General features: G+C 71.9%; 22 protein-coding genes. 13 read left to right on the top strand and 9 right to left on the bottom strand.

Annotated elements, in window-relative coordinates:
- Together xseA and H0487_RS08405 are read left to right on the top strand one after the other, a co-directional pair.
- Positions 1–925: exodeoxyribonuclease VII large subunit (gene xseA / locus H0487_RS08410; protein WP_246383161.1), on the top strand; the 925-nt coding region annotated here is incomplete at its 5' end.
- A complete protein-coding gene (locus tag H0487_RS08405) occupies positions 915–1133 on the top strand; it encodes an exodeoxyribonuclease VII small subunit (protein ID WP_183093790.1) in 219 nt (72 codons plus the stop codon). The genes xseA and H0487_RS08405, both read left to right, overlap by 11 nt.
- A 1-nt stretch (position 1134) precedes the next feature.
- On the opposite strand, the gene H0487_RS08400 is transcribed toward H0487_RS08405, so the two are convergent.
- On the bottom strand, positions 1135–1686 hold the full coding sequence (locus tag H0487_RS08400) for a DUF4245 family protein (RefSeq protein ID WP_183093789.1): 552 nt from the start codon (positions 1684–1686) through the stop codon (positions 1135–1137).
- Between the two features lie 125 nt (positions 1687–1811).
- Here H0487_RS08400 and H0487_RS08395 point away from each other — a divergent pair, with 125 nt between their 5' ends.
- The 5 genes from H0487_RS08395 (at position 1812) to glpX (ending at position 5833) form a co-directional block, all read left to right on the top strand.
- Positions 1812–2207, top strand: coding sequence for a TOBE domain-containing protein (locus H0487_RS08395; RefSeq protein WP_312855866.1), 396 nt, complete (start codon positions 1812–1814; stop codon positions 2205–2207).
- Positions 2204–2959, top strand: a complete 756-nt coding sequence (gene modA / locus H0487_RS08390) for a molybdate ABC transporter substrate-binding protein (protein WP_183093787.1) — start codon at positions 2204–2206, stop codon at positions 2957–2959. The genes H0487_RS08395 and modA overlap by 4 nt, the downstream gene beginning before the upstream one ends.
- Complete coding sequence (locus H0487_RS08385; protein WP_312855865.1) at positions 2956–3783, top strand: ABC transporter permease; 828 nt, start codon at positions 2956–2958, stop codon at positions 3781–3783. The genes modA and H0487_RS08385 overlap by 4 nt, the downstream gene beginning before the upstream one ends.
- Positions 3780–4757, top strand: a complete 978-nt coding sequence (locus H0487_RS08380) for an ABC transporter ATP-binding protein (RefSeq protein ID WP_183093786.1) — start codon at positions 3780–3782, stop codon at positions 4755–4757. The genes H0487_RS08385 and H0487_RS08380 overlap by 4 nt, the downstream gene beginning before the upstream one ends.
- Before the next feature lie 65 nt (positions 4758–4822).
- Positions 4823–5833, top strand: a complete 1011-nt coding sequence (glpX, locus tag H0487_RS08375) for a class II fructose-bisphosphatase (protein ID WP_183093785.1) — start codon at positions 4823–4825, stop codon at positions 5831–5833.
- Between the two features lie 24 nt (positions 5834–5857).
- Here the strand turns inward: glpX and H0487_RS08370 are convergent, their stop codons facing one another.
- Positions 5858–6688, bottom strand: a complete 831-nt coding sequence (locus tag H0487_RS08370; protein ID WP_183093784.1) for an esterase/lipase family protein — start codon at positions 6686–6688, stop codon at positions 5858–5860.
- A gap of 59 nt (positions 6689–6747) precedes the next feature.
- Here H0487_RS08370 and H0487_RS08365 point away from each other — a divergent pair, with 59 nt between their 5' ends.
- Genes H0487_RS08365 through H0487_RS08340 form a run of 6 tightly spaced genes read left to right on the top strand, consistent with a single transcriptional unit; the run spans position 6748 to position 12464 of the window.
- Positions 6748–7692 carry an alpha/beta fold hydrolase gene (locus H0487_RS08365; RefSeq protein WP_183093783.1) on the top strand — a complete coding sequence of 315 codons (945 nt, stop codon included), beginning with the start codon at positions 6748–6750 and terminating at the stop codon, positions 7690–7692.
- A 56-nt stretch (positions 7693–7748) separates the two neighbouring features.
- Positions 7749–9065, top strand: a complete 1317-nt coding sequence (locus H0487_RS08360) for an extracellular solute-binding protein (protein WP_183093782.1) — start codon at positions 7749–7751, stop codon at positions 9063–9065.
- Positions 9062–10006, top strand: coding sequence for a carbohydrate ABC transporter permease (locus H0487_RS08355; protein WP_312855864.1), 945 nt, complete (start codon positions 9062–9064; stop codon positions 10004–10006). The genes H0487_RS08360 and H0487_RS08355 overlap by 4 nt, the downstream gene beginning before the upstream one ends.
- 7 nt (positions 10007–10013) lie before the next feature.
- Positions 10014–10844: a carbohydrate ABC transporter permease gene (locus H0487_RS08350; RefSeq protein WP_183093781.1), complete on the top strand. Its 831-nt coding sequence runs from the start codon at positions 10014–10016 to the stop codon at positions 10842–10844.
- Between the two features lie 5 nt (positions 10845–10849).
- On the top strand, positions 10850–12052 hold the full coding sequence (locus H0487_RS08345; protein ID WP_183093780.1) for an ABC transporter ATP-binding protein: 1203 nt from the start codon (positions 10850–10852) through the stop codon (positions 12050–12052).
- 16 nt (positions 12053–12068) lie between these two features.
- Positions 12069–12464 (top strand): VOC family protein, encoded by a 396-nt coding sequence (locus H0487_RS08340; RefSeq protein WP_183093779.1) that lies wholly within the window; start codon positions 12069–12071, stop codon positions 12462–12464.
- Here H0487_RS08340 and H0487_RS08335 read toward each other — a convergent pair.
- Genes H0487_RS08335 through H0487_RS08305 form a run of 7 tightly spaced genes read right to left on the bottom strand, consistent with a single transcriptional unit; the run spans position 12436 to position 17641 of the window.
- Positions 12436–12738 carry a DUF1905 domain-containing protein gene (locus tag H0487_RS08335; RefSeq protein ID WP_183093778.1) on the bottom strand — a complete coding sequence of 101 codons (303 nt, stop codon included), beginning with the start codon at positions 12736–12738 and terminating at the stop codon, positions 12436–12438. The genes H0487_RS08340 and H0487_RS08335 overlap by 29 nt on opposite strands.
- A 9-nt stretch (positions 12739–12747) precedes the next feature.
- Positions 12748–14409: a phosphomethylpyrimidine synthase ThiC gene (gene thiC / locus H0487_RS08330; protein WP_183093777.1), complete on the bottom strand. Its 1662-nt coding sequence runs from the start codon at positions 14407–14409 to the stop codon at positions 12748–12750.
- Positions 14406–15104 (bottom strand): bifunctional hydroxymethylpyrimidine kinase/phosphomethylpyrimidine kinase, encoded by a 699-nt coding sequence (gene thiD, locus H0487_RS08325; RefSeq protein ID WP_183093776.1) that lies wholly within the window; start codon positions 15102–15104, stop codon positions 14406–14408. The genes thiC and thiD overlap by 4 nt, the downstream gene beginning before the upstream one ends.
- Entirely contained in the window at positions 15101–15655 is a 555-nt protein-coding gene (locus H0487_RS08320; RefSeq protein WP_183093775.1) for a thiamine phosphate synthase, read from the bottom strand. The genes thiD and H0487_RS08320 overlap by 4 nt, the downstream gene beginning before the upstream one ends.
- Entirely contained in the window at positions 15652–16482 is an 831-nt protein-coding gene (locus H0487_RS08315) for a thiazole synthase (RefSeq protein WP_183093774.1), read from the bottom strand. The genes H0487_RS08320 and H0487_RS08315 overlap by 4 nt, the downstream gene beginning before the upstream one ends.
- Positions 16479–16679 (bottom strand): sulfur carrier protein ThiS, encoded by a 201-nt coding sequence (gene thiS, locus H0487_RS08310; protein WP_183093773.1) that lies wholly within the window; start codon positions 16677–16679, stop codon positions 16479–16481. Before thiS ends, H0487_RS08315 begins: the two co-directional genes overlap by 4 nt.
- Entirely contained in the window at positions 16676–17641 is a 966-nt protein-coding gene (locus tag H0487_RS08305) for an FAD-dependent oxidoreductase (RefSeq protein ID WP_183093772.1), read from the bottom strand. Before H0487_RS08305 ends, thiS begins: the two co-directional genes overlap by 4 nt.
- Positions 17642–17803 lie beyond the last annotated feature (162 nt).

Genomic DNA, 17803 nt, shown 5'->3' with positions numbered 1-17803 from the left:
CCGGATGGTCGGGCCCGGCGAGCCCCTCGCCCGGCTCGAGCAGCGCCGCCAGCTGCTCGCGGCCGAGGGGCTCTTCGCCCTGGAGCGCAAGCGGCGGCTGCCGTTCCTGCCGCAGCGGGTCGGCCTGATCACCGCGCCGCGGTCGGCGGCCGAGAAGGACGTCGTCGAGAACGCGACGCGCCGTTGGCCCGGGGTCTCCTTCGAGATCGCGTACGCCGCCATGCAGGGGCAGCGTTCGGCACTGGAGGTCATCGAGGCCCTGGAGCGGCTCGACGGCCGGGCGGACGTCGACGTCATCGTCATCGCCCGCGGTGGCGGCTCCGTCGAGGACCTGCTCCCGTTCTCCGACGAGGGCCTGGTCCGCGCGGTGGCCAAGGCGCGGACGCCGGTCGTGTCCGCGATCGGCCACGAGCCCGACAGCCCGCTGCTCGACCTGGTCGCCGACGTCCGCGCATCGACACCGACCGACGCCGCGAAGCTCATCGTCCCCGACGTCACGAGCGAGGCCGACGGCATCACTCGCGCCCGCGACCGGGTCCGCCGCGCGCTGGCCGCCCAGGTGGCACGCGAGCAGGCCGGCCTCGACGCGCTGCGCTCGCGCCCGGCACTGGCCGACCCCCGCACCCTGCTCGACCGGCGCGACGACGAGCTGGCCGGGCTGTGCGACCGGATGCGCCGTACCCTCGGCCACCGCCTCGACCGGGCGGCCGACGACATCGACCACCACCGCGCCCGGGCCCGGGCGCTCTCCCCGCTGGCCACCCTGCAGCGCGGCTACGCCGTGCTCCAGGACGACGCGGGCCACGTCGTCACCTCCGCTGCGAGCGTCGCGCCGGGGGCGGCGATGAGCGTGCGGGTGGCTGACGGCAGGATCCACGTGACCACCGACCGCACCGAGCTCTTGGAGGAGACCGATGGCGACTGAGTCCGACGAGCGTCCCTCCTACGAGGAGGCGCGGGAGGAGCTGGTCGAGGTCGTCCGCAGCCTCGAGGCAGGCGGCACGACCCTCGAGGAGTCGCTGAAGCTGTGGGAGCGCGGCGAGCTGCTCGCCACGATCTGCCAGGAGTGGCTCGACGGTGCGCGGGCCCGGCTCGACGCGGTCGTCGGCGATGCCGACGAGGACGAGGACTGAATCAGTCCTCGACCGGGTCCGTGGTCAGGCGGCCGATGAGGTCCTCGAGCTCCGCGGGCGACGCCGACCCGTAGACCAGGATCGTGTCCTCGCCGAGGGTCGCGGCGTACGCCGTGTCGCCGCCCTCGTCCTCGTAGCCCTGCCACGCCTCGATGACCGAGGCGGGGACGGTGATGATCTCGGTGGTGGGGGCGTCCTCGTCGACGAAGGTGTCGAGCAGCGCGCTCACCTCGGCACGGTCCTGGACGATGCCGACGAACTCGTCGTCACCGGTCAGCATCTGGAGCTGGAACCCCTGGCGGGTGTCGACCGAGGTGGCGACCCAGTCGCCGGGAAGGGTCGCCGGATAGACCGGTTCGATCCCCGCGCCCTGGAGGGCGGCGATCTCGTCGAGGTAGTCGACGGGCTCACGCTCGACCTCGAGGTCGGAGCGGAACAGACCGAGCAGCCACACCAGACCGCCGACGGCGACGACCGTCAGCACGAGCGCGGCGACGAGGCCCCCGACGGACCGCTGGTACCTGCCGGGCCGGCCGACACGTGCATCACTCATAACGGGGCCATCTTCACAGCCCGGCGCAGAACAACCACGACCGGGGCCACGTCGAACGCGCCGCGTTGTCCGCACTTGCGGTCTATCGGCTATCTTTCTGACCGCAAATGCGGAACACTGATGGCGTGACCGACTACCGGATCGCGGAAGCCGCCGAAGTTCTGGGCGTCAGCGACGACACCGTCCGCCGCTGGGTCGACGCCGGCCGCCTCCCAGCGGCCCACGACAGCGGACCCACCGTCATCGCCGGCGCCGACCTCGCCGCTCTCGCGGCGTCGCTCGTCGACGACGTCGAGCGGGAACGGACCCGGGCCGGGTCCGTGAGCGCCCGCAACCGGATGACCGGCATCGTCACGCGCGTCGTCCGGGACACCGTGATGGCCCAGATCGAGCTGGTCTGCGGTCCCTACCGGGTCGTGTCGCTGATGAGCGCCGAGGCGGCCACCGAGCTCGGGCTCGAACCAGGGGTCCGGGCGATCGCGTCGGTGAAGTCGACAGCAGTCGTGGTGGAGCGCCCGTGAACAAGACTCTGATCATCCTGCCCGCCCTGGTCCTCGCCGCCACCCTGGCGGCCTGCGGCGACGGGGCTGACGACGAGGGCGCGGACGGCGGCACTCTCACCGTGCTCGCCGCATCCTCGCTGACCGACGTCTTCACCGTGCTCGCCGAGCGGTTCGAGGCCGCGCACGACGGGGTGGAGGTCGAGCTCTCCTTCGGGTCGAGCACCGACCTTGCCGAGCAGGCGGCGGACGGCGCACCGGGCGACGTGCTCGCTACGGCCGACCAGACCGCGATGGCGATCGCGGAGGACGCCGGCGCGGTCGAGGACCCCGCGACGTTCGCGACCAACCTGCTGGTCATCGTCACGCCGCCCGACAACCCTGCCGGCATCACCGGCCTGGAGGACCTCGACGGCGCCACCTGGGTGCGCTGCGCCGACGCCGTCCCCTGCGGCCGGGTCGCGCTCGCCGTGCTCGAAGCCGCCGGCGTCGACGCCGAGCCGGCCAGCCTCGAGGAGGACGTCCGGTCGACGCTCGACAAGGTCGTGTCCGGCGAGGCCGACGCGGGTCTGGTCTACGCGAGCGACGCCATCGCCGCCGGCGCCGACGTCGCCACCCTCCCGATCGCGGGCGCCGAGGAGCAGCTGACGTCGTACTTCATCGCAGACCTGGAGCAGTCCGAGGACGACGACCTCGCGGAGGCGTGGGTCGAGCTGGTCACCGGCCCGGAGGGCCAGGCCGTGCTGACCGAGGCGGGCTTCAGCCTCCCGTGACCCACCTGGAGACGACGCCGCGCCGCCGCACAGGCGATCCGCTGGGGCGAGCCCCCTGGATCCTGCTGCTGCCGGCGGCCGGAGCCGTGCTCCTGCTGCTGGTACCGATCGCCTCGATGGTGGTGGCGACCGACCCGCGCAGCCTGCTCGAGGCGCTCGGTACCGAGGCGCTCCAGGACGCCCTGCGACTCTCGCTGGTCACCTCGACGCTTGCGATGCTGGTGTGCCTCGTGCTCGGCCTGCCCCTGGCCTGGCTCCTGGCGCGGGTCGACTTCCGCGGACGTGGCCTCGTCCGTGCGCTGGTCACCGTCCCGATGGTGCTGCCGCCCGTCGTCGCGGGCGTGGCGCTGCGGGAGGCGTTCGGCCGGTCCGGGCTGCTCGGCGCGCCGCTCCTGGACGCGACCGGCTTCGCCTTCCCCTACACGACCTGGGGCGTCGTCCTGGCCCACGTGTTCGTCTCGTTGCCGTTCGTCACCATCGCCATCGAGGGCGGGCTCCGCTCCGCCGGCACCCGGTACGACGATGCTGCAGCGACGCTCGGGGCGAGCCGGTGGTCGACGTTCCGCCGGGTCACGGTGCCGCTGGCGCTGCCCGGCATCATCGCCGGGATGGTGCTCGGCTGGGCCCGGTCGCTCGGCGAGTTCGGAGCCACGATCACCTTCAACGGCAACTACCCCGGCACCACCCAGACGATGCCGACCCTCATCTACGTCGCCCGCCAGTCCGACGCCGACGCCGCACTCGCGCTGAGCCTGGTCATGCTCACCGTCTCGGTCGCGGTGCTCGTCGTGCTCCGCGACAAGTGGCTGGTGACCGCACCGTGACCGCACCGACCGGCCGGACCGGCCTCGACGCCCGCCTGGTCGTCCCCGGCCGCCTCGACGCCACTCTCGCCGCCGACCCCGGCGACGTGGTCGCGGTGGTCGGCCCCAACGGTGCCGGCAAGAGCACCCTCGTCCACGCCCTCTCCGGGCTCCTGCCCGCCGAGGGTCACGCCCTCCTCGGCGGGACCGACCTCCTCACCCGGACCCCGCCCGCGCGCAACGTCGGGGTGGTGTTCCAGGACCAGCGGCTGTTCCCGCACCTGTCGGCGCTCGACAACGTCGCGTTCGGCCTGCGCTCCCGCGGTGTCCCTCGGCCCGACGCCCGCGCTGCAGCGGCCGAGTGGCTGGAACGGCTCGGGATCGCCGAACTGGCACGACGCCGACCCGCGCAGCTGTCCGGCGGCCAGGCCCAGCGGGTCGCGATCGCGCGCGCCCTCGTCACCTCCCCCGACCTGCTGCTCCTCGACGAGCCGTTCTCCGGCCTCGACGTCGGCGTCGCCGCGACGCTGCGGATCGAGCTGGGGCGCCACCTCTCCGACTTCCGCGGGGTCACCATCCTGGTCACCCACGACGCCCTCGACGCGCTGACCCTGGCCAGCGCGGTCGTCGTGCTCGACACCGGCGCCGTCGCCCAGGTCGGCACCCCGGCGGACGTCGCGGCGCGTCCGCTCACCGAGCACGTCGCACGCCTGGTCGGCCTCAACGTGATCCGCGACGGCGACCGGCTGCGTGCCTTCTCACCGTCGGCCGTGACGGTGTCGGTCCACGCCCCCGCCGACTCGACCCGCAACCGGTGGCAGGGCGTCGTCCGCGGCGCTGCCCCGCACGGTGACGCGATCCGCCTCCAGGTGAGCGGCGAGGTCGACCTGATCGCCGATGTCACGCCCGCGGCGTCCCGCGAGCTGGCGCTCGTCCCCGGCCAACCCGTGTGGCTGTCGGTCAAGGAGACGGCCGTGACGACGTACGCCGGGTAGATCCCCTGTCCAGACCCAAGTTCCGGTGCGCAGCAGTCTCCGCGCCGGAGGATAAGGTTCGGCCCATGAGCTCCTTCGCCGTGCCCCCGCCGGCTCCCGACCGCAACCTCGCCCTCGAGCTGGTGCGCGTGACCGAGGCAGCGGCGATGGCCGCCGGCCGCTGGGTCGGTCGCGGCGACAAGAACGGCGCCGACGGCGTGGCCGTCAACGCGATGCGAGTGATGATCTCGACGATCGGCATGAACGGCGTCGTCGTCATCGGCGAGGGCGAGAAGGACGACGCCCCGATGCTCTACAACGGCGAGCGCGTCGGCGACGGCACCGGCCCCGAGTGCGACGTCGCGGTCGACCCGATCGACGGCACCACGCTCACCGCCAAGGGCATGAGCAACGCGATCGCCGTCCTGGCCGTCGCTCCCCGCGGCTCGATGTACGACCCGTCCGCGGTGTTCTACATGGAGAAGCTCGTCACCGGGCCCGAGGCCGCCGACGTCGTCGACATCCGCTACCCCGTCTCGGAGAACATCCACCAGGTCGCGAAGGCCAAGGGTGCGACCGCCTCCGACGTGACCGTGGTCCTCCTCGACCGTCCGCGCCACGCCCACCTGGTCGACGAGATCCGGGCCACCGGAGCGCGGATCAAGTTCATCACCGACGGCGACGTCGCGGGTGCCATCTCGGCCGCCCGCGCCAACTCCGGCGTCGACCTGCTGCTCGGCATCGGCGGGACGCCCGAGGGCATCATCACCGCCTGCGCGATCAAGTCGCTCGGCGGGACGATCCAGGGCCGGCTCTGGCCGACCGACGACGAGGAGCGCCAGAAGGCGATCGACGCGGGGCACAACCTCGACCCCGACTACGTGCTCACCACCGACACGCTCGTCACCGGCGACGACTGCTTCTTCGTCGCGACCGGCATCACCGACGGCGAGCTGCTGCGCGGCGTCCGCTACCGCGCAGGCGGCTGCACGACCGAGTCTCTGGTCATGCGCTCCCGCTCGGGCACGATCCGCACGATCACCTCCGAGCACCAGCTCCAGAAGCTCCGGAACTTCAGCTCGATCGACTTCGACTGACCCGTCGAACCCGGACTCGACGGGTCAGGCGGACTCGACGGCCTGGAGGGTGACGACGCCGGCGACCTGCCGGTGGAGGGCGTCGCCGACGACCCTGACGACGCGCGGGTCGATCGCGAGGCCGATGTGCGAGGCGCGGACCTCGACGTGCTCGCCCATCGGGTCGATGCAGGCCTTCCAGTCGACGATCCCGTCGCGTCGCGAGAAGACGTTGGTCATCGCGACGCCGTGGGGCACGGGCTGGCGCACCTCGTGGAAGCTCACCTCGGCACACGGACCGGACACGCACTCCTGCGACATCACGCCGGGGACGCCTGCCTGGGCCAGCCGGTTGAGCAAGGTGACCCCGCCGGTCAGCAGTCGGTGGTGCGCACCCGGCGCGAGCATCGGGCTGCCCATGGTGACGATGCCGGACACGAGGTCGGGGCGCCGTACGGCGATCCCGCGGGCGATCATGCCGCCGAGGCTGTGGCCGACGATCTGCACCCGGGAACCGCGGCGCTCGGCGATCCGCTCGAGGTGGGCCTCGACGAGCGCGGCCGCGTTGAGCGTGCAGCCCACGTTGGCGTGGATGTGGGAGCGATAGGTGCGGAAGCCACGCTCGCGCAGCCCCGCCGCCATCTGTCGCAGCGTCCAGTCACCGGCCAGGAAGCCCGGCACGAGCAGCACCGGCTCGGCGGCGCGCGCCGTACTGCGGGCGGCGTACGGCGTGTTCCGGCGGGTCCGACGGGCGGCCCCCTTGTGGACGGCCAGCCGGCCGGCCTCGGTGACGAGGCTGCCCTCACGGAGCAACGCAGCCAGGGCCGGACGACCGAAGCCGTCGGGCATCAGGTAGGGCGCCAGCACGGTGCTCATATCACCGACCTTAACTTGGTTGAAACATGAACTGGGTGCCATTCGGCAAACTGGGGTTCATGATCTCGCCTGCTGACCGGACCGACGTGGCGGTGTCCCAAGAGCTGTTCGCACCCCTTCCGGGCGGGGTCGAGCTGTGCTACCAGACCTTCGGCGACCCCGACGCCGAGCCGCTGCTGCTCGTCATGGGCCTCGGCGGCCCGATGACGTGGTGGGACACCGACCTGTGCATGCTGCTGGCGCGGGAGGGGTTCTTCGCGATCCGCTACGACAACCGCGACACGGGCAGGTCCTCGCGGGACGCCGGCCGGGTCCGCAAGGTCGACGTCGCGCGCGCGTTCCTCGGACGCCGGGTGGCGGCGCCGTACTCGATGGGCGACCTGGCCGACGACGGTTTCGGCCTGCTCGACCACCTCGGCCTCCGCTCGGCCCACCTGGCCGGCGTGTCGATGGGCGGGATGATCGCCCAGACGATGGCCCTCGCCGCCCCGACCCGGGTGCGCTCGCTGACGAGCATCATGTCGACGACCGGCCAGCGGACCGCGGGGTGGCAGAGCCCCACCCTGCTGCCCACGCTGATCTCCGGTCGTGGCCCGACCCGCGACGACTACCTCAAGGACGCGGTTCGGGTCTGGGGACTCATCGGCTCCCCCGGCTATCCCCCGACGGCCGGCCGCCTGGAGAGCCGGGCGGGCGAGACCTTCGACCGCGGCGTGAGCCGGGCCGGGGTGCTGCGCCAGATGCTCGCCGTCCTGACCCAGCCCAACCGGACGGCCGACCTGACCCGGATCACCGTCCCCACGACGGTGATCCACGGCCTCCAGGACCGGATGGTCCACGTCTCGGGCGGTCGCGCCACCGCGGCCGCGATCCCCGGTGCGGAGCTCCTCCTCATCGACGGGATGGGCCACGACCTGCCGCCTGCCCTCTTCCCGACGTTCGCGACCGCCCTGCGTCGTACCGCCGACCGCGCTACCCCGAAGCGCCCCGGACAATCGGTCTAGACAAAACGTCCTCCCGGGGGGAGTGTGGCCGTGGTCACACCTTTCGGGAGGGTTCGATGACGCATCGATCGAGAGCTCTCGGGACCGCCACGTCACTCGGTCTCGTCGCCACTCTGCTGTCCGCCTGCGGCGGCTCGGACAAGCCGGTCCTCAACTGGTACGTCAACCCCGACGGCGTCGAGGTCTTCGAGAAGTACGCCGAGGAGTGCAGCACCGGCGACTACGACATCGTGCTCCAGCAGCTGCCGACGAGCGCGACCGACCAGCGCATCCAGCTGGCCAGGCGGCTCGCCGCCGAGGACTCCTCGACCGACCTGATGAATCTCGACCCGGTCTTCGTCGCCGAGTTCGCCAACGCCGGCTGGCTCGCCGAGATCCCCGAGGAGAAGGCCTCCGAGATCACCGACGGCGGCGACTACCTCGCCGGGCCGGTCGAGACCGTCACCTGGGACGACGGCGTCTTCGCGATACCGATGTGGGCCAACACCCAGGTCCTCTGGTACCGCCGCTCGCTCGCCGAGAAGGCCGGCCTCGACATGTCGCAGCCGGTCACCTGGGACCAGGTCATCCAGGCGGCGGCCGACAACAACGGCAGCGTGGGCGTCCAGGCCAACAAGTACGAGGCCTACGTCGTGTGGATCAACGCCCTGGTCCTCGGCGCCGGCGGGGCGATCATCACCAACAACGAGGAGGGCCGCGACGCCGACGTCGGGCTCGACTCCGACGCCGGGCGCAAGGCAGCGGAGGTCGTGCAGGCCCTCGCCGACTCCGACGCCGCCCAGAGCGACCTCTCGGTCTCCAACGAGGGCACCAGCCTGGGCCGGATGTTCCCGGACCCGAAGGGTGACCAGGGCGCCGGCGAGTTCATGACGAACTGGACCTTCGTCTACAAGAACTACGCCGACCTCATCGGCAAGCCGGGCGGACCCGCCGACGACAAGGCGTTCGAGGACCTGGGGTGGGCGCGCTACCCGCAGACCGTCGAGGGCGAGACCTCCCAGCCGCCCGTCGGCGGGATCGACATCGGGGTCGGCGCCTACTCCGAGCACCCGGAGCACGCGATGGCCGCGGCCGAGTGCATCACCTCCCAGAAGGCTCAGGTCGACCTCGCGCTGGACGCCGGCCTGATGCCGTCCACCAACTCCGCCTACGACGAGGTCGCCCAGAGCGGCGACTACCCCGAGGACCTGATCGAGCTGTTCCGCACCAGCGTCGACGAGGGCGGCCCCCGCCCCGAGAGCGCCTACTACGCGACCATCTCCGGCGCCGTCCAGGAGCGCTGGCACTCCCCGGCCTCCGTCGACCCGGACTCGACCCCGGAGGAGTCGGCGGACTACCTCGAGGACGTCCTGCAAGGGGAGGCACTGCTGTGACCACCGTGACCGCTCCCCGGGCAGACGCGACCAACCGCGGCGGCGGCAAGGTCGCCAGCGACCGGGCACGGGCCGAGAACCGGCTGGGCCAACGCCTGGTCGCGCCGGCGATCGTGCTGATGCTCATCGTGACGGCGTTCCCGATGCTGCGGGCGCTCTGGCTCTCGGTCTTCAACTACTCGCTCGCGGCCCCCGACGACCGCGAGGTCGTGTGGGCCCAGAACTACCTGACCGCGCTGAGCGACCCGCTGTTCTGGAAGACCACGGTCATCACGGTCGCCTACATGGTGGTCACGGTCGCGATCGAGCTGGTCATCGGCTTCGTGTTCGCGATGGTCATGCACCGGCTGGTCTTCGCGCGCGGGATCGTCCGTACGTCGATCCTCATCCCCTACGGGATCATCACCGTCGTCTCCGGCTTCACCTGGCAGTTCGCGTTCAGCTCGACCAACGGCTTCGTCAACGGGTGGATCCCGGGGATCGACGACACCTTCAACTGGTTCGGAGACACGACACCGGCGGTCATCGCGATCTGCATCTCCGAGATCTGGAAGACCACGCCGTTCATGTCGTTGCTCCTCCTCGCCGGGCTGGCGCAGGTGAGCGAGGACATGATCGAGGCGGCGAAGGTGGACGGTGCCACCTGGTGGCAGCGCCTCTGGAAGGTCGTCCTCCCCAACATGCGGGCCGCGATCATGGTGGCGGTGCTGTTCCGCGCCCTCGACGCCTACCGGATCTTCGACAACATCTTCGTGATGACCAACGGCGCCGAGGACACCGCGTCGATCAGCTTCCTCACCTACCGGCAGACCATCGAGCAGCTCCAGCTCGGCATGGGCTCGGCCCTCTCGGTGCTGTTGTTCCTCTCTGTCCTGCTCATCGCCTGGCTGATCATCAAGCTGTTCCGCGTCGACCTGGCCCAGGCCAGGCAGGAAGGGTGACCCGGCCATGAAGAAGCTCGGCATGCCCATCGGCGTGGCGCTGATCCTGATCTGGTGCCTGCTGCCGGTGGTCTGGGTGATCTCGCTGTCGTTCAAGGCCCCCGACTCGATCACGGTCGGCAACCCGGGGTTCTGGCCGGCCGACGGCACCTGGGCCGGCTGGGAGAACTACCGCCAGGTGTGGGACAACGACCAGTTCAAGCGAGCGATCCTCAACTCCCTGGGCATCAGCCTCATCGCCACCGGGCTGTCGGTGATGGTCGCGACGCTGGCTGCATACGCGATCGCCCGCCTGGAGTTCAAGGGCAAGCGGATGGTGCTCTCGATGGCGCTCGCCATCGCGATGTTCCCCGTCGTCTCCCTCGTCGGGCCGCTGTTCGACATGTGGCGCGCCTTCGGCATCTACGACACCTGGATCGGGCTGATCATCCCCTACATGTCGTTCACGCTGCCGCTCGCGATCTGGACGCTGTCGGCGTTCTTCCGCGAGATCCCCTGGGAGATGGAGCAGGCCGCCCAGGTCGACGGCGCGACCTCCTGGCAGGCGTTCCGCAAGGTGATCGTGCCGCTGGCCGCGCCGGGCGTCTTCACCGCCGCGATCCTGACCTTCTTCTTCGCCTGGAACGACTTCGTCTTCGGGATATCGCTGACCTCGACCGAGGCGGCCCGGCCGATCCCGGCGTCGCTGGCGTTCTTCACCGGACCCGACCCGTTCACCCGGCCCGCCTCGCTGCTCGCGGCGGCGGCCGTCATCGCGACGATCCCGATCATCGTCATCGTCCTGATCTTCCAACGCAAGATCGTCGCCGGGCTGACCTCCGGCGCAGTGAAGGGATAAGCACCATGGCTGCGATCACCATCCAGAACCTCGTGAAGAAGTACGGCGACGGCTTCCCGGCCGTCAACGACGTCTCGATCGACATCGCCGACGGGGAGTTCATGATCCTCGTCGGGCCGTCGGGCTGCGGGAAGTCGACGTTGCTGCGGATGATCGTCGGTCTCGAGGACATCACCTCGGGCGACCTGAAGATCGGCGACCGCCGGGTCAACGACCTGGCACCGCGCGACCGCAACCTGGCGATGGTTTTCCAGAACTACGCGCTCTACCCCCACCTCACCGTCTACGAGAACATCGCCTTCCCGCTGCGGCTGGCCAAGATGAGCGACAGCGAGGTCGACAAGCTCGTCAAGGACGCGGCCGGCACCCTGGAGCTCGAGGAGCACCTGCAGCGCAAGCCCGGCAACCTGTCCGGCGGTCAGCGCCAGCGGGTCGCGATGGGTCGCGCGATCGTCCGCCAGGCCGACGCGTTCCTCTTCGACGAGCCGCTCTCCAACCTCGACGCCAAGCTCCGCGGGCAGATGCGCACCGAGATCGCCCGGCTGCAGAAGCGGCTCGGCATCACGACCGTCTACGTCACCCACGACCAGACCGAGGCGATGACGCTCGGCGACCGGGTGGCCGTCCTCAAGCGCGGCGTCCTCCAACAGCTCGCCACGCCACGCGAGCTCTACGACAACCCCGGCAACCTGTTCGTGGCCGGCTTCATCGGCTCGCCGCCGATGAACTTCCTTCCCGTCGAAGTCAGCGGTACGTCGGCCAAGCTGCCGTTCGGCTCCGTCGAGCTGCCGGCCGACAAGGCGGCCAAGGTCGAGGGGCGCGGCCTGCTCATCGCCGGCATCCGTCCCGAGAACTTCGAGGACGCCTCACTCGTCGACGAGGCGGAGTCGGGGAGCACGTTCCAGGCGCACGTCGAGGTCGTCGAGTGGCTCGGCAACGAGACCTACGCCTACATCCCGTTCGAGGCTCCCCCCGAGGTCGAGCAGCAGCTGCGCCAGCTCGAGAAGGACCTCGACGGCGAGTCCCTGCGGACCCAGCTGGTCATCACGCTCGACGGCGCCAGCCGGATCAAGGAGGGCGAGACCGCCGAGATCGCGATCGACGCTCGCAAGATGCACATCTTCGACCCGGCCACCGGGGAGAACCTCACCGTCGACCGCGAGCACGCCGGCCGGATCGGCGAGGAGCAGGTCGCCGCGCCCGCCTGAACCTAGGCTCGGGGTCATGACCGTCCGCCAGCTCCGTCTCGTCGTCCACGCCTCCGACTACGAGGGTGCGCTCGCGTTCTTCCGCGACGCGCTCGGCATGCCCCAGGCCGAGGCGTACTCCGGGCCGGGAGGCGCCGAGGTCACCATCCTCGACGCCGGCCGCGCCACCCTGGAGCTCTGCAACGACGCCCAGATCGACTACATCGACGAGGTCGAGGTCGGTCGCCGGGTGGCGCCGCACTTCCGGGTCGCGCTCGAGGTCGACGACTGCGCGACGGCGACCGAGGCCGCCGAGCAGGGCGGGGCGACGCTCGTCGCGCCGCCCACCCGGACGCCGTGGGAGTCCGTCAACGCCCGCTTCGACGCCCCGGCCGAGGTCCACCTCACCCTGTTCGAGGAGCCGACCGCCTGAGGTCCATCCCCACCTCGAGGGTCATGCCGAGCTCGATGCCCTCGGCCCGTCGTACGACGTCCTTGAGCGGCAGCAGGTAGCGACCGTCCTTGGGGAACAGCGCGGTCGTGAACTCGGTGTCGCCGATGAGGGCGACCACCGGCACCTGGCCCCAGTACTCCAGGCCCTTGGCGGCGTCCTTGACGTCGTCGCTGTCCTCGACGGGGATGTCGGCGTAGTAGAACGGCGCCGGGCCGCGCCACTCGATCACCCTCGCCGAGAACTCGAACTCCACGGCGCGAGCCTAGTTCTCCGCATCGACATAGATCGTGCCTCCCAGCGCGAGGAACTCCGCCGACTTCTGCTCCATCGCGGGGGCGAACCGCTCGCGGACGTCCTGGCTGATCCGCATCGAGCAGAACTTCGGCCCGCACATCGAGCAGAAGTGCGCGGTCTTGGCACCCTCGGCGGGCAGCGTCTCGTCGTGGAACGCCTCGGCGGTCACCGGGTCGAGCGACAGCGCGAACTGGTCGCGCCAGCGGAACTCGAACCGAGCCCTGGAGAGGGCGTCGTCCCACTCGCGGGCGCCCGGATGACCCTTCGCGACGTCGGCGGCGTGAGCCGCGAGCTTGTAGGTGATGACGCCGGTCTTCACATCGTCGCGGTCGGGCAGGCCGAGGTGCTCCTTCGGCGTCACGTAGCAGAGCATCGCGGTGCCGTGCATCGCGATCGTGGCGGCGCCGATCGCACTGGTGATGTGGTCGTATCCGGGCGCGACGTCCGTCGCGAGCGGGCCGAGGGTGTAGAACGGCGCGCCGTGGCACCACTCCTGCTGGAGCCGGACGTTCTCCTCCACCAGGTTGAGCGGCACGTGACCGGGGCCCTCGACCATGACCTGGACGTCGTGCTCCCAGGCACGCTTCGTCAGCTCGGCCAGCGTCCGCAGCTCGGAGAACTGGGCCTCGTCGTTCGCGTCGGCAGTGCTGCCCGGGCGGAGCCCGTCCCCGAGGGAGAAGCTGACGTCGTACCGGGCGAAGATCTCGCACAGCTCGTCGAAGTGCGTGTAGAGGAAGTTCTCCTCGTGGTGCGCCAGGCACCAGCCCGCCATGATCGAGCCGCCGCGGCTGACGATGCCGGTCACCCGGCCGGCGGTGAGCGGCACGTACCGCAGCAGCACGCCGGCGTGGATGGTCATGTAGTCGACGCCCTGCTCGCACTGCTCGATGACGGTGTCGCGGAAGATCTCCCAGGTCAGCTGGTCGGCCTCGCCGTCGACCTTCTCCAGGGCCTGGTAGATCGGGACCGTGCCGATCGGGACCGGGCTGTTGCGGATGATCCACTCCCGGGTGGTGTGGATGTCGTCACCGGTGCTGAGGTCCATCACCGTGTCGGCACCCCAGGTGATCGCGTGGGTGAGCTTGTCGACCTCCTCGGCGATCGAGCTGGTCACGGCCGAGTTGCCGATGTTGGCGTTGATCTTCACCAGGAAGCGGCGGCCGATGATCATCGGCTCGGACTCGGGGTGGTTGACGTTGGCGGGGATGATCGCGCGGCCCGCGGCCACCTCGGTCCGGACCAGCTCGACGTCGCACTGCTCGCGGGCCGCGACGTAGGCCATCTCCTCGGTGACGATCCCGGCGCGGGCGTAGGCCATCTGGGTCACCGCCTTGCCGGTGCCCCGTCGCGGCTGACGGCGCTCACCGCGCCACTCCTCGCGGGCCTCGCCGCGGCGGACCGCCGCCCGGCCGTTGTCGACCAGCAGGGTCGCGCGGCCGTCGTACGACTCGGTGTCGGTGCGGCCCTCGATCCAGGCCTCCCGCACAGCGGCCAGGCCGCGTTCCGGGTCGCTGCCCGGACCCTCGGTGCAGTAGCGGTCGAACGTGTCGCCGTTGGTGAGCCGGACCCGGGTGAACGGCACCCGCAGGTCGCCGCTCTCGATGCGGGTGTGGGCGGGGTGGACGGTCATGGGGTGACTCCTTCAGGGGTTGGGGTGACGTGCGCGACCGGGCCGCGGCCGCGGCCGAGCTCCCAGTCCTTGCCGAGGTGGAGCTGTCGTTCGACGTACGCCGCGGCGCGGGTCGTCGCGGTCCGCAGGTCGCGGCCGTGCGCGAGGTGGGCGGCCAGGGCGCTGCTGTAGGTGCAGCCGGTGCCGTGGTCGTTGGTCGTGACGACGTCGCCGCCGCGGGTGACGACCAGCCCGGGGTGCTCGAGGCGCCCTAGGGCGCCCCACTCCTCCTCGTTGGGGGTGATCACGTCGGCGAGGGGGACGAGGTGGTCGCGGTACGCGGCGATCACCTCGGCGTCGGCGAACGCCGTACCGACGGTGGCGTGCAGCACCGGGTCCACCACCAGCAGGGGTCGTCCCGGCGGGAGTGACCGACAGACCTCGCTGACCAGGAGCACAGCAGCCGCCGATCCGAGGACACCGGTCTTGACGACTGCGACGGGCAGGTCACCGAGGACCGCGGCGAGCTGGTCCGCCACGACCTCGAGCGGGAGGGGGTGGATCGCGTGCACCGCGGTCGTGTCCTGGGCGGTGACGGCAGTGACGACGCAGGCCCCGTGCACGCCGAGCGCCGCGAAGGTCGCCAGGTCGGCCGCGATCCCGGCACCCCCGCCCGAGTCGGTGGCGGCGACGGTGAGGACGACGGGCGGGGTCATCCGAGCACCCGCAACAGGGCCTCGACGACGCGCGCGGGCTCCTCGGCCCGCATCACCTCGCCCATGACGGCGACCCCGCACGCCCCGGCCCCGACCGCGGCCACCGCGTTGCCAGGGGTGATCCCACCGAGCGCGAAGGTCGGCAGCGGCAGGTCGGCGTACGCGCCGACCGGGAGGGGTGGCCCGTAGCCGGGCTTGCTCGCGCTCAGGGAGTACGGCGACAGGGTCGCCCATCTCGCGCCCTCGGCCGCCGCGCGGGTGACCGCGGCGCGGTCGTGGCAGGAGCGCCCGAAGCGGCCGGCGACGGTGGGCTGGTCGGCCGCCAGGTGCGTCCCGTGCGCGGCCGGCGTCGGGATGCGCGACGAGATCACGGTGAGGCCGGGCAGACCCGCGAGCGATGCCACCAGCGCCGCTCGCTGCGGCTGCTCGAGGTCGTGCTCGCGCACCACGACCGACTCGAGGCCGGCGTCGACGCACTCGCGGACCGTCCGGAGCAGACAGCGGCCCAGCCGGAGCTGGGCGCGGTCGGTCAGCAGCACGACCGGGCTCATCCCGGGGTCCCCGCGGCGTTGTTCGCCGGAGGAGCGAAGCGGGGGAGCCGAAGAACGTCGTGGGGTGGATCGATCCGCCCCGTCATCGGCGAGGACGCGCGGGCGGTCGCGCGCCGCGGGATCCGGCCGGCAAGGCGAGCGGCGTGGCCGGCCTCGACCCCGAGCCGCAGGGCCCGTGCCATCGCCACCGGGTCGTCGGCCCGGGTGATGGCGGTCGCCGCCAGCACCGCGTCGCAGCCGAGCTCCATCGCGAGCGCGGCGTCGCTGGCCGTGCCGACCCCGGCGTCCAGCACCACGGGCACGTCGACGGAAGCCCGGACCGCCTCGATCGCATGCGGGTTGAGGACGCCGAGCCCGGACCCGATCGGCGATCCGAGCGGCATCACCGCGGCGCACCCGAGGTCGACCAGGCGGCGCGCGAGGACCGGGTCGTCGGTCGTGTAGGGCAGCACCGTGAAGCCGCGCCGGACGAGCTGGTCGGCTGCGTCGAGGAGCCCGACGGCGTCCGGCAGCAGCGAGGTCTCGTCACCGATGACCTCGAGCTTGACCCAGTCGGTCCCCAGCGCCTCCCGGGCGAGCTCGGCGGTGAGGACGGCCTCCCGGGCCGACAGGCAACCGGCGGTGTTCGGCAGGAGCGGGACACCGCGCCGGCGCAGCCCCGCGAGCAGGCTCCCGTCACCGGTCGCGGACGTCCGTCGTACCGACACGGTGACCAGCCCGGGGTCCGCAGCAGCCAGGACCGGGTCGAGGAGCGCCAGGTGGGGCAGGCCGCCGGTGCCGAGGAACAGCCGCGAGCCGAGCGGGCGGCCGGCGATGGTGAGGCTCATCCGCCGGCCACCGCCGTCACGATCTCGACGACGTCACCCTCGGCGAGCCGTCGGCGCGGCCAGTCGTCCCGCAGCACCACCGCGTCGTTGACAGCCACCGCGATGCCGGGTGGCCGGGGGTCGAGGAGCCGGGCTGCGAGCAGGTCGGCGACGGTGCCGTCATGAGCGACCGCCTCTCCGTTGACGGTCAGGGTCATCGGTCTCCTCCGGTGAAGCGACGGGGGTCGAGCACCGGGTCGACGACGCCGGTCTCGAGGTGGTCGGCGACGAGGTACGCGGTGAGCGGGGCGAGCAGGACGCCGTGGCGGTAGTGGCCGGCGGCGAGCACCACCCCGTCGGCCGCCTCTACCGCCGGGCCGACGAGCGGCAGGTTGTCGGGGGTGCAGGGACGGTCGCGGGCGGTGGCCTCCACCAGCTCGGCACGGTCGAGCGCGGGCCACAGGGCCCGGGCCGCGGTGAGCAGCCGACGGACGCCGCCGGCAGTCACCACGGGCGGCGCGTCGTGCTCCTCGCTGGTCGCGCCGACGACGACCTCGCCGCGGTGCCGCGGCACCACGTAGACGGCGTCACCGTGCACCCAGCCGCGCAGCGTCCGAGCCGGCGGGTCGTCGGAGCGCAGGCGCAGGATCTCGCCGCGGACACCCCGCACCAGTGACGCGTACGGCGACGGCAGGGTCGCGCCCGTCGCGAGCACGGTCGCGTCGTGGTCGCCGGCCGAGTCGACCGGGACGACTGGGACGCGTCCGAGGAGTGCGGTGACGACGGCCCGCGGGTCGGTGCTCGCCTCATCGGGAAGGACCGCCGAGCCGTCCGCGCACCGCTCCACCCGACCGCCGTGCTTCTCGACGAGCGCGACCTGGCGGGCGACCTGCTGGCGGTCGCCGGCGTCGTACCCGACGAGAAGCGTGCCGTCGGTCCGCACCGGGACCCCCAGCCGGTCGGCATAGGAACCCCAGAGCGCGAGGGAACGACGTCCGAGACCCAGCAGCGCCTCCTCGTGGTGCCAGAGCTCGGCCGAGGGGCTGAGCATCCCCGCGGCGGCGTACGACGCACCCGCGCCGGGCGCCGGATCGACCACCGTCACCCGGTGACCGCGCCGGAGCAGCTCGTCGGCGACGGACAACCCGATGATCCCGGCGCCGAGGACCTTGACCCGCACGTCAGGCTCCGCTGCCGGCGGCGAGCTCCTTCGCGGCGAGGACGGGATCGGGTTGTCGCCAGATCCCGCCGATGACGGCGATGCCGTGGGTGCCGGCGGCCCAGACAAGGGGCGCTCGTGCGGCGACGATGCCCCCGATCGCGACGAGCGGGAGCACGCCGA

The sequence above is a fragment of the Nocardioides stalactiti genome, assembly GCF_014180715.1.
In the GTDB taxonomy this organism is placed as follows: Bacteria; Actinomycetota; Actinomycetes; order Propionibacteriales; family Nocardioidaceae; genus Nocardioides; species Nocardioides stalactiti.
This window is presented reverse-complemented; position numbering and strand designations above follow the sequence as displayed.